At 62.3% G+C, this 11,466-nt stretch carries 13 protein-coding genes; 4 read left to right on the top strand and 9 right to left on the bottom strand.

Annotation, left to right across the window (positions count from 1 at the left end; all coding sequences use genetic code 11):
- The first annotated feature begins 10 nt into the window (after positions 1–10).
- From NZ746_03940 to NZ746_03925, 4 genes are read left to right on the top strand one after another with little or no spacing between them, the layout of a single operon-like run.
- Entirely contained in the window at positions 11–397 is a 387-nt protein-coding gene (locus NZ746_03940; GenBank protein ID MCS6816515.1) for a response regulator, read from the top strand.
- A gap of 27 nt (positions 398–424) precedes the next feature.
- On the top strand, positions 425–2,485 hold the full coding sequence (locus tag NZ746_03935) for a glycoside hydrolase family 57 protein (GenBank protein MCS6816514.1): 2,061 nt from the start codon (positions 425–427) through the stop codon (positions 2,483–2,485).
- A 12-nt stretch (positions 2,486–2,497) separates the two neighbouring features.
- Complete coding sequence (galT, locus tag NZ746_03930; GenBank protein ID MCS6816513.1) at positions 2,498–3,601, top strand: galactose-1-phosphate uridylyltransferase; 1,104 nt, start codon at positions 2,498–2,500, stop codon at positions 3,599–3,601.
- The gene (locus NZ746_03925) at positions 3,585–4,445 is read left to right on the top strand and encodes an amidohydrolase family protein (protein ID MCS6816512.1); all 861 of its coding nucleotides are present in this window, start codon (positions 3,585–3,587) and stop codon (positions 4,443–4,445) included. Before galT ends, NZ746_03925 begins: the two co-directional genes overlap by 17 nt.
- 92 nt (positions 4,446–4,537) lie before the next feature.
- Here NZ746_03925 and NZ746_03920 read toward each other — a convergent pair whose 3' ends face one another.
- The 9 genes from NZ746_03920 to NZ746_03880 form a co-directional block, all read right to left on the bottom strand.
- The gene (locus NZ746_03920) at positions 4,538–4,696 is read right to left on the bottom strand and encodes a hypothetical protein (protein ID MCS6816511.1); all 159 of its coding nucleotides are present in this window, start codon (positions 4,694–4,696) and stop codon (positions 4,538–4,540) included.
- 11 nt (positions 4,697–4,707) lie between these two features.
- Complete coding sequence (locus tag NZ746_03915) at positions 4,708–5,424, bottom strand: cytochrome c biogenesis protein (GenBank protein ID MCS6816510.1); 717 nt, start codon at positions 5,422–5,424, stop codon at positions 4,708–4,710.
- Positions 5,421–6,095, bottom strand: a complete 675-nt coding sequence (locus tag NZ746_03910) for a heme exporter protein CcmB (protein MCS6816509.1) — start codon at positions 6,093–6,095, stop codon at positions 5,421–5,423. Before NZ746_03910 ends, NZ746_03915 begins: the two co-directional genes overlap by 4 nt.
- Positions 6,092–6,802 (bottom strand): heme ABC exporter ATP-binding protein CcmA, encoded by a 711-nt coding sequence (ccmA, locus tag NZ746_03905; protein MCS6816508.1) that lies wholly within the window; start codon positions 6,800–6,802, stop codon positions 6,092–6,094. The genes NZ746_03910 and ccmA overlap by 4 nt, the downstream gene beginning before the upstream one ends.
- 50 nt (positions 6,803–6,852) lie before the next feature.
- Positions 6,853–7,275 carry a cytochrome c maturation protein CcmE gene (locus NZ746_03900; GenBank protein MCS6816507.1) on the bottom strand — a complete coding sequence of 141 codons (423 nt, stop codon included), beginning with the start codon at positions 7,273–7,275 and terminating at the stop codon, positions 6,853–6,855.
- Positions 7,276–7,386: 111 nt separating this feature from the next.
- On the bottom strand, positions 7,387–8,595 hold the full coding sequence (locus tag NZ746_03895) for a hypothetical protein (GenBank protein ID MCS6816506.1): 1,209 nt from the start codon (positions 8,593–8,595) through the stop codon (positions 7,387–7,389).
- Between the two features lie 27 nt (positions 8,596–8,622).
- The gene (locus NZ746_03890; GenBank protein MCS6816505.1) at positions 8,623–8,922 is read right to left on the bottom strand and encodes a hypothetical protein; all 300 of its coding nucleotides are present in this window, start codon (positions 8,920–8,922) and stop codon (positions 8,623–8,625) included.
- Complete coding sequence (locus NZ746_03885; protein MCS6816504.1) at positions 8,919–9,431, bottom strand: cytochrome c-type biogenesis protein CcmH; 513 nt, start codon at positions 9,429–9,431, stop codon at positions 8,919–8,921. The genes NZ746_03890 and NZ746_03885 overlap by 4 nt, the downstream gene beginning before the upstream one ends.
- On the bottom strand, positions 9,415–11,448 hold the full coding sequence (locus NZ746_03880; GenBank protein ID MCS6816503.1) for a heme lyase CcmF/NrfE family subunit: 2,034 nt from the start codon (positions 11,446–11,448) through the stop codon (positions 9,415–9,417). The genes NZ746_03885 and NZ746_03880 overlap by 17 nt, the downstream gene beginning before the upstream one ends.
- Positions 11,449–11,466: the final 18 nt, after the last annotated feature.

Below are 11,466 nucleotides of genomic sequence, written 5' to 3'. Positions count from 1 at the left end.
GAGAACGGTCATGGCGAAGATCTTGATTGTGGATGATGAGCCGAACATTCGGCTCCTCTATGCGACCATATTGACCGAGGGCGGGCATGAGGTCGTCGAAGCCGAAGATGGGCACCAGACGCTCAAGGCCCTCGAGAGCGAACCCTTCGATCTGGTGATCCTCGACATTCGCTTGAAGGCCGAGAGCGGACTCGATCTCCTTCGGGAGATCGCCGCGCGATATCCGCAGATCCCGGTCATCATCTGCTCGGCTTACGCCTCATTCCAGGACGACTACACGTCCTGGCTCGCGCACAGCTATTGTGTGAAGTCGACCGATCCTCGCGCGCTCATGGAGGAAGTGGAGCGCGTCCTCGCCCAGCGGACGGCTCCCCGCACGCGCGATGCTGGATCGTGAACGATGGGCTGCTTGTCCGAGCGACGTATGAGGTTGCTCCTGCTCTGGCACATGCACCAACCGATGTACAAGGATTACCGGACGGGTCGGTATGAGCTCCCTTGGGTTTACCTGCACGCGCTGAAGGACTATTACGAGATGGCGTGGATTGCGAGTCGGTACGAACGTCTCCAGGTGACGTTCAATCTCGTTCCCAGTTTGATCGAAAGCCTCGAAGACTATGCGAGCGGTCGTGCCGAGGATCCGTTTCTCGTGCACTTTCGCAAGGCTCCGGAGGAGATGGACTCCGCGGAGCGCGCGTTCCTCCTGGAGCACTACTTCCTCGTCCCCCCTTCGGCCATCGAGGCGCATCCGCGCTATCGCGAGCTGCGAGCACGGCGGGACGCGCGCCGTCGGTTCGCGCCGCAAGACCTGCGCGACCTACAGATCCTCTTCCACCTGCACTGGCTCGGCGAGAGCTGGAAGCGGACGCACGCGGGGATTCGCGCACTTGTCGGGAAGCAACGGGGGTATCGGGAGGAGGAGAAGCGGCAGCTTCAGGAGGTGATGGAGCAGATCTTCCGCACGACGCTTCCGCTCTATCGGAAGCTTTGGGAGCAGGGACGCATTGAGGTCTCGACGACGCCGTACTATCATCCGATCCTGCCGTTGCTCTGCGACATCGAGATCGCCCGGCACGCGACGCCGGGGATTCGGCTGGATGATCTCCATTTTCGCTTTCCGGAAGACGCGCGCGAACAGATCGCCCGGGCGTTGGAGAAATGCGAGGCCGTCTTCGGTCGTCGTCCGCAAGGGATGTGGCCCGCCGAAGGCGCCATCAGCGAAGAGGCCGTGCGGCTCATGGCCGAAGCCGGCCTCGCGTGGACAGCGAGCGATGGCGCTGTCCTCTTCCACAGCCTCCCTCCGGAGGCGCGGCGTGAGGACGCACATTGGCGGCCCTATCGCTTCACGCAAGACGGGCGGGCGATCGCGCTCTTCTTCCGCGATCATGAGCTGTCGGATTTGATCGGCTTCGTCTATCCGCGATGGCGGAGCGAGGACGCCGTGGAGGATTTCCTCCGTCGGTTGCGCGCGATCCACGAGCGGGCCCCGAGCGCGATCGTCGCCGTCATCCTCGACGGCGAGAATCCGTGGGAACATTATCCGGCCAACGGCCATGACTTCCTCACGCGCCTCTATCAGCGATTGGAGGAAGAGCCGTGGATTGAAACGCTCACCTTCAGTCGAGCGCTCGCCATGTGCCCGACGCTCCCGGAACTGCGACGCATGCATCCTGGCTCCTGGATCGAAGCGAACTTCACGACTTGGATCGGCGATGAGGAGAAGAACACGGCCTGGCGATATTTGGAGCGGGCGCGGCGACGATGGGCCGCCTCAGTGCACGCCGCTCTCTCCGCGAAGGAGGAAGCATCCGTTGAGCTGGCACGACGCTCCCTGCTGGCTGCCGAAGGTAGCGATTGGTTCTGGTGGTTCGGCGAACCGCATCATAGCCCTCAGGACCCAATCTTCGACGAACTCTTCCGAAGGCATCTGAAGAATGTGTATGCGGGCTTGGGGCTCGTCCCCCCCTCGTATCTGGAGACGCCGATTCGTACGGAACGCAGCCTCGTGCTGCGCACGCCCGTGGCGTTCCTGCGCCCGATCCTCGATGGACGCGACACGCACTACTTCGAGTGGGCGCCGGCCGGGATGATCCGCCTGCAGGCTCACGGCGCGATGCATCGCGCGAGCGGACATCTCGTGACGCTTTATTTCGGATTCGATCCCGAACACCTCTATCTCCGCATTGACTTGCGGGAGAACGCCCGTCCGCTTCTCGAGCACGCGACGCTGCAGGTGGAGATTTACACGGCGGGCGGGGAGCAGCGGTACGAGATCTCGGCCGGTCGCCATTCGCCTTCGTGGGCCGTCGCCGACGTCGTCGAGATGGCCCTCTCGCTGTCAGAGTTGAAGCTCGACTTCGGCGAGTCCTTCGATCTCGTCCTTACGTTGAAAGTGGACAGCCTGCTGGAGCGATACCCGCCAAGCGGCGCCTTGCGCTTGCAAGTGCCCGGACGCGAATTCGAGATGGAGCACTGGATGGTATAGGAGGGAAGCGAAATGAATCCTCAACGAGATACGCTTCGCGAACTGCGATTCGATCCGTTGCGCAATCGGTGGGTCATCATCGCGGCCGAACGCGCGCGGCGTCCGAGCGACTATTTGATCGAGGCGCGCCCCCCGGCCGAGCGCGAAGGACGGCCACTCGCTTGTCCCTTCTGCGAAGGGAACGAGGATAAGACGCCGCCGGAGATCTTCGCCCTGCGCGAGCCGGGGACGGCGCCGAACACGCCGGGTTGGCGCGTGCGCGTCGTCTCAAATAAATTCCCAGCGCTGCGCATCGAGGATCACGCGCGGCGATACGGCGTCGGCCTCTTCGACGTCCTCAGCGGGGCTGGCGCTCACGAGGTCATCATCGAGACGCCCGACCACACGAAGACGCTCGCCGATTTGCCGCTCCCTTGGATCCGCGACGTGCTCATCAGCTATCGCGAGCGCATCCGCGATCTCTTCCGCGATCCTCGGCTCCGCTACATCCTCATCTTCAAAAACCACAAGCCGGAAGCGGGCGCGTCGTTGGCGCACACACATTCGCAGCTCATCGCGACGCCCATGGTCCCGCCCGCCGTCAAGCAAGAGCTGACCGTTTGCCGAGAGAACTTCGTCAAAAAAGAGCGCTGCCTCATCTGCGACATCATCGCTCAGGAACTGGCTTTCGGCGAGCGCGTCATCTATCAGGATGACGCCTTTGTGGTCTGGGCGCCGTTCGCCTCAGCGTTCCCGTTCGAGACGTGGATCTTACCGAAGACGCATCGGCACGATTTCTCTCGCTTGAGCGATGAGGAGCTGCAGCGAACGGCGCATGCCCTTCGCGTGACGCTCCGCGCCATGAAGCGGCTTCTCAATGATCCGCCCTACAATTTCATCCTGCACACCAGTCCCCCGGCGTTCGCTCGACCTGGCCATCCCGACTATTGGAGCTCCATCGAATACGACTATCACTGGCATCTGGAGATCGTGCCGCGCCTGACACGCATCGCGGGATTCGAGTGGGGCGCCGAGCTGTTCATCAATCCCACCCCGCCGGAAGCTGCGGCTGAATATCTGCGCCGAGAAGTGGGCGAGATCCTGAAGGAGGAAGGGGGCGATGCCGCGAGCTATTGACATGCACGTCCACTTGCCGACGGCGAGCTTCCTGGAAGGGGCGATCGGTCCGTATCGCGCAGCAGCCGAGCGCTTCTTCCGCACGAGCGTCCCCGTTCGCGAGATGGATGACGTCGCGCGCTACTACGAAGACTTGGACATCATTGGCGTCTTGCTCGCGTGGGATGCGGAGACGGCGACCGGCCTTCCCCCCGTGACCAATCAAGAAGTCGCCGAGATCGTCCGCCGGTACCCGGGACGTTTCATCGGATTCGCGAGCGTGGATCCGTGGAAGGGACGACGCGCACTGGAGGAGGTCGAACGGGCGATCACGGAACTTGGCCTGAAGGGCGTGAAATTTCATCCGAGCCTTCAAGCCTTCTATCCCCACGACGCGCGCTTTTACCCCCTCTACGAGAAGATCGCTGCGCTCGGCGTGCCTACGATCTTTCACACGGGCACGAGCGGGTTGGGGGCCGGGCTTCCCGGTGGCGGCGGCATCAAGCTCGACTATGCGCGACCGATCTACTTGGACACCGTGGCTGCCGATTTCCCCGAGCTAATCATCATCGGCGCGCACACGGGATGGCCCTGGCACGAGGAATTGCTCGCCATCATCGGACATAAGCCGAACGTCTATATGGATCTCTCCGGTTGGTCGCCGCGCTACATCGCTGCCACGGTCCTCGAGGCGGCTCGCAAACGGCTCTCGGCCAAGATGCTCTTCGGCAGCGATTATCCCTTCATCACCCCCGAGCGCTGGCTCGCGGATTTCGAGGCTCTCGATGGCTTCTCCGAAGAAACGCGACGCCAGATTCTCTATGAGAACGCCGCCCGGATATTGAACCTCGCCGGCTCGTGCTGAAATCGGGGATGGCTGGACTTCGCGACGGGGATGGGGCTCAACTGGAGCACGGTGAGTGAACGCCCCTTGTCGAACACGCGCGGTGCACCTCTTCACGACATGGAGCGAGGTGAGGATCGCTCCAAGCGTTCTGCGATCTGTCGCAACTCCTCAGCCTCTTGCTGAAGCCGCCGCTGCCTTCGGGCGAGACTCAGCAAATACACCAGATGAATGAGCCAGGCGACGATCATCGCGATGACGAGGTTTCGCATCTCTCCCCCTCTCAGGCCAATCGCTCTAGTTGCAGCCGATGCAATCGCGCGCGCAACTCGGCCAGCTCCGCCCGTTGTCCCTCTAAGCGATAACGCCAGTAAAAGAGCACGGCGAAGAGCAAGAGGAAGGCGAGAAAGCATACGTGCAACGCCAGGAACATCTGGGGATCAATGCCCGACCCCTCCCCTCCGGCGATGACCGGCCCCGGATGCTGCGTCCGCCAGAGCCGAATCGAGAGATACACGAGGGGGACATCCACGAAGGCGAAAATGCCAAAGGCCGCCGCCCAGACGCGCTGGCTCGGTTGCTCAGCGGTGAACTGTCGCAAGAGGAGATAGCTCACATAGAGCAGCCACATCACCAATGTTGACGTCAGTCGCGCGTCCCATGTCCACCAAATCCCCCACACTGGCTTCGCCCAGATCGGTCCGGTAACGAGATTCACCGTGCTGAAGACCACGCCCACTTCAGCCGCGCTCACAGCCACGGCATCCCACTTCGGACGCCGCGTCTTCAGGTACGCGATGCACGCCAGGAAGTTGATGAAAAAGGCGACGAAGGCCGTCCACGCCGAGCTGACGTGATAGTAGAAGATGCGCTGAACGGTCCCCATCGTCCGCTCCGTCGGCGCGAACCAAAGCGCATGCAGCACGCCCAGGATCAGCGCGACGCCAGTGACGCCGACAAGTCCAAACCACCAACGCGGAAGCGTCCATTCGTTCCTCATGCTCCCTCCAGGACCGTTTCAAAAAGCAGCATGGCGAGCGTCGTGTAGATGACATCGAACGCGATGAGCACCTGGATCCACACGCCCATCGCGCCTTCACCAAGGAGCGCCGCCGACGTCGCCTCGACGACGGCGATCAACGCCGGCACCGAGATCGGCAGAAGCAAAAGCGGCAACAACAACTCGCGGCTCCGCACGTTCGTCGTCATCGCCGCGAAGAACGTCCCGTTCACGACAAGCGCCCACGTCCCCAGCATGAGCGCCAGGAGCCACGTTCCCACATCGCCGCGAAACGAGAGGTCGAAGAAGATGAGAAAGAGCGGCACCAAGATGACCTCCGCCAGAAGCAGGAAGAGCGCGTTCGCCACGCATTTGCCCACGAAGAGGGCGCTCGCCGAAGCGGGCGTCAATCGCAGGGCATCCAGACAATCGTTCACCCGCTCGCGCAGGAACGAGCGATCGAGCACGCTCAATCCGGCGAAGAGGAAGGCGATCCACAGCACGCCCGCGGCCAACCGACGTTCCTCATCCGAAGCCGGCTGAAAGGAGAAGCTGAAGAGCACGAGCACCAGGAGTGCGAAAAAGAGCATGGCGTTGGTCATCTCGCGCGTTCGCGCTTCGCTCAAGAGATCCTTCGCCACGATGCGCGTCGCCGCCGTCCAATAGCTCATGCGCGTTCCGTCACAGAATGAGGGATCGCCGACTCGCGAAGGACCGGCGCCCGCCAGCAGAGGACGCGCCCTCGGTCGAGGACAAGCTCCCCATCGGCGATTCCCTCCAACAATTCCACCTGATGCGTTGTGACGAGCAACGCTTTCCCCCGCTGGCGCCATTCGATCATCAAGGCGCGCACGCGCTCGACGCTCGCCACATCAAGCCCGGAGAAGGGTTCATCGAACAGAAGCAGATCCGGATCCGAGAGCATCGCGCGCGCCAAGGAGACCCTCTTCCGCATCCCATGCGAGAGCGTGCGGACGGGACGATGTCGAAAATCTTCGGCCCCGACCTCTCGCAGTACGCGCGCGATGCGGTCATCGGCCCCTCGCCCTAAGGCATAAAGGGCAGCGTAGAACTTCAAATTCTCCTCCGCCGACAATTCCTCGTAGAGGAACGGAGCGTGCCCGAGAAGACCGATCCGCCGCTTCACCTCCGGCGTCGGACGCGGTTGACCGAAGACGAAGACGCTGCCCGAGGTCGGCTTCAATAAAAAGGCGGCCACACGAAGGAGCGTGGATTTCCCGGCACCATTGCCGCCTGTGACGGCCACAATCTCCCCAGGGCCGAGGGTGAAACTCACCTGCCAGAGGGCAGCGGTCTCGCCGAACGTCTTACAGACGCCATCAAAGACGAGTGCCTTGGAATTGAGGACGTCACCCATTGGCGAGCATGCGGACAATCAAAGACGAGCCACCGCGCGCGCTGGCGTGCTCATCGTCCCGACGAAGCCGAAGCCCCAGTGCCTTCCGCCGGTTCGTACTTGGAGGCGCATTTGGCCTGCAGCTTCTGCGCTTGGAAGACGCCATCCGCCCCCCATCGTCCCTCGACGAGCGCCTCTGCATGATCCACGAAGGTGTCGGGCACAGGATCCCTGCCCACGTAGACGACGGGCAGCGTCTCGTCCTCCTGCTCGAGCAGGAACCTCACGTATCGCCCTTCGCGCTGAATACTGCCCGGAACGACGCGCCCGCCCACTCGCAGTCGCTTCTCCCGAACGCTCTCGCCCATGCGCTTCAACTCGGCGACCGTGATGTAGTAGGCCTTGCTCTCCTGCATGCCGATCACGGCTAACCACGCCAGCGCTCCCAACAGAATCGCAATGGCGACGGCGAATTTCACCTTCGGATTGCTCATCGCCTTCCTCCTCGAACGATCTCTTGTGGCGGACTGATCCGATGTCCCATCATGCAACACACACAAGATACCGCAGAAGCCTTGCCACGCGCCATGATGATCGCATCGCCTTCACGAGGACGTTCCAGCATCGGCGCGCAACGCGGCTTCAAGGGAACGCTGAAGCGCGCGACGCTTGGCCTCGTAGTCCTCTTCGGAGATCTCCCCGCGCTGTCGCTGGAGTTCGAGCGCAAAAAGCTCATCCTTCAACGCCGCCATCTCACTCGTTTGAGGAGGAGCGGCGGCAGGAGATTCCGACGATCGCTCTTTCGCCGGCGTCGCGCGCACCTTCTGCCGCCGCACGGCGAACACACTGCTCATGGCGAAGGCCGCGGCCAAGGCGGCCAGAAGGATCCATTGCCGCTTAGCGATCGGACCCGCTACGGCACGAACAGTCCCTCTTGCCTCTCCCTCTGCTTCCTCGGCCAAAACATTTGGCGCGCGACCGCTCACGCTCCAGGCGATCTCCATCCCGGCGCGGGCATTGTCGAGGACATAGACCGAGAGCCCCTGCTCTGACCCCAGCGGTCGAAAGCCCGGAGCTTCGACCTTCATCGGCTCGGGCACAAGCAGCCGCACGCGTTCCACATTCCAAGGCAAGACTTCCCGAATCTGTGCCTGCTCCTGCTCGTACGGGAGTTGGGTGACGACGAAGAACGGCGTCGCCCCCGGTCGCAACGGATGTTCGATGCGCCAGCTCCCATCGTTCGTCGGGCGCGCCGCGATCGCCAGCGGCATCCCACTGGCTCCGATCACCGAGACCCGTTCGGGACGCGCGCCTTCAGGAAGAGCGAATACAAACACTCCTTCCGGACGGGAGAGCGTCACCGGCGGCGTCGTCCGATTCTGAACGAGATATTCCCGCCCGATCAACAGACGCCCCTCCATCGGTTGCACAAGATACGTGAGCCGCTCGACCGCATAGGTCCCGGTCGCGCGCGCGTCGTAGATGCGCAGCGTGACGGACGTGCTCCCGGGAGAGAGCGTCTCGTGATAGTTGACGCCTTGATAGGTCACCCGCACCATCGCGGGCTTCGTCACCGCGGTTGAGAAGGCGAACCGTCCCTGCGCATCCGTCTGCGTCTTCTCGGCGACTTGCATCCCCTCTTCGAGCACGACCAAATGCACCTCGACGCCGGCTGCTGGCTTCCCCGTTGTGCCGTTGATCACTGTGCCCCGCACCTCCGCGCGCACGAGCACCGGGGCGCCGAGAAGACACACCCATCCGCACCATCGGAGATACCATGAGAGCGATCGTCTAGGACCAGACCTTCGGTTCACGTTCCCTCCTTAATGTGTGCTCGCGCTTCAACGTTGCGGCGCGACGCGGGCCGCATCTTCCGATGAGAGCTTCTCCAATTCCGCGAGCACGGCAGCGATCTCGGCTTCCAAGGTCGCCCGCGCTCGCTCGTAATCAGCCTCCGAGAGCTTCCCCGCGCGATATTCGAAGCGCAAGTCCCGCAGATTATCGAGCAACTGTTCCTTCTTCTCCATCAGGACGGCCCAGCGATCCCTGCGGCGCTCGACCTCGGGCGCTTCCTCGAAGAAGATGTAGAGGAGCGTCACCAGCGCCAGAATGCTGCACAAGATTACGACGAGGACGGTCACGAGAGCCCTCCCAATTCCTTCTCAATTTCTTGACGCACGCGCTCGCGCCAAGCGGGATCGTCGGGAAGCGTCGGGCTCTCCGTCGGCGCCGCGTGTCGCCGAGACCACCGTCGAAGTACCAAAGCGATGAGCACGAGTCCCCCTGTCGCCGCCGCAAACGGCGTGATCCACGCCGCCAGATTGAACCCCTGCGCCGGAGGGGCCGCCAGCACGGCCGTCCCATACTGCTGGATCATCGCCTGAATGGCCAGATCATCGCTCTCGTATCGCCGCACCGCCTGCCGCAACATCTCGATGGCTGGCCCGGAGAACGGGCAGTTCACATGATTGCATTCGACCAAGATCTGATTGCATCCGCAGAGGCAAAGGAGCTTCTTTCCGATCCGCTTGACCCGCTCTTCGAGAGCTTCCGAAGATTGCGCATGCACCAGGTACGGAACGATGAGGAGCGCGCCGAGAAAGAAGAGCCCGATCCACCGTCCGCTTCGACCCTCAATCCCCCTTCGCATACGCCACCTCCCTCTCCCGAGCCGGAGCGCGCTCGGAGACGGCCACTTTCACCGGCCGACGCCCGGGATGCAGCGCCAGCAACGTTCCCAGCATGACGATCCCTCCACCGATCCAGAGCCATCGCACCAGCGGATTCACATACGCGTGAACGATCGGCGCTCCCGTCTCCGAATTCACCCCCGCGAAATAGATATAGAGATCCTCGCGCCATCCCGAATGAATCGTCACCTTCGTCAACGGCTGCTCACTCGCTTTGTAGAGCCGTCGCTCCGGCTCAAGCGTCGTGAGCAGTTTATCCCCCCGACGCACTTCGAGCGTGAGGCGCTCGTAGATGTAATTCGGCGTCTCCCCCTGCGCCCGATCCTTCAACGTCACGGCATACTGGCCCAGCGTCAGCGTCGAGCCCACCGTCATCTCCATCTCCCGTTCCTTATCGAAGGCCGATCCGGCGATCCCAATGGCCATCACGACGATCCCGAAATGCACGACGTACCCTCCATACCGCCGCGTGTTCCGAAGCGTCAGCTCCAAGAGCGCTTGCCCCCACGTCCGCCCCGTCTGCGAACGGATGACCCGTGCCCCTCGGTAGAATTCGCTCACGATCGTGACCGTCACAAACGCCGAGAGCCCAAAGGCCATCAGGGCATAGAGGTTCCTCACGCCAAGAGCGAAGAGGATCACGCCGGTCGCCACCCCAATGAGCGTCGGATACGTGAAGTTCCGCTTCAGACTCTCCCACGACGTCCGTCGCCAAGCCAAAAGTGGCCCCACTCCCGTCAGCAAGAGCAGGAACAGGAAGATCGGGATGTTCACCCGATTGAAGAACGGCGGTCCGACGCTCACCTTATTCCCCGTCACCGCCTCCGAGATCACCGGAAAGAGCGTCCCCCACAGCACAGCGAAACACGCGGCCAACAGCACCAGATTGTTGAAGAGGAAGGATGACTCGCGCGAGAGCACCGCTTCCAACCGATGCTCGCTCTGCAAGTAGTCGCGACGACGAGCGAAGAAGAACAAGCACACAGCGAGCACAATCAGCAGGAATCCGATGAACCAATGCCCGATCGGCGATTGCGCGAACGCATGCACCGAACTCACCACTCCCGAGCGCGTCAGGAACGTACCGAAGATGCAGAGCAAGAAGGTGATGAAGACGAGCCAGACGTTCCAGACCTTCAACATGCCCCGACGCTCCTGCATCATCACGGAGTGGAGGAAGGCCGTTCCCGTCAGCCACGGCATGAACGAAGCGTTCTCGACCGGATCCCATGCCCAATACCCTCCCCATCCGAGGACGGCATAGGCCCAATGCGCCCCCATCAAGATGCCCAAGGTCAAAAACCCCCAGGCGATCATCGTCCATCGGCGCGTGACGTGAATCCATCGCTCCCCCGGCGATCGCGTGATCAACGCCGCCAATGCGAAGGCGAAGGGGACGGAGAAGCCAACATATCCGAGATAGAGCGTCGGAGGATGCAGGACCATCTCCGGATACTGCAGCAACGGATTCAATCCGCGCCCATCCATCGGCACGAACGGACGCGTCGCCCCATCGGGAGCCACCTCCGCCAAGACGCGGAACGGACTCACGACGAAGGCGTTCAGGAGGAGAAAGAAGAGCTGAATCCCGGCCAGGATCACGCCAGCGAGCGGCCGCAATTCTCCCTCCTCTCGATGCTTCAGGAGCACGAGGAACATATAGCCGGAGAGGATCCAACTCCAGAAGAGCAGCGATCCCTCTTGCCCCGACCAGAGCGCCGCGAATTTGTACAAGAGGGGGAGATCGCGATTGCTGTGATTCGCCACATACGCGATCGAGAACTCATCAGTGAGGAAGAGTCCCCACAAACAAGCGATCGCGACGCTCAAGGTGGGGAAGACTGTGATGCCCGCCCGTCGCGCCATCGCTCCGAGGACGCGATGTCCCTTCAGGTGAGCGACGATTCCCACGAGGAACGCGTACGCGCAGGCCGTCAGAGCGAGCAAAATGGCGAAGGAGCCTAACGAGTCCATCATTTGCGTCCGTCTCCTCGA

This window comes from Blastocatellia bacterium (assembly GCA_025055075.1).
Lineage (GTDB): Bacteria > Acidobacteriota > Blastocatellia > HR10 > HR10 > HR10.
This window is presented reverse-complemented; position numbering and strand designations above follow the sequence as displayed.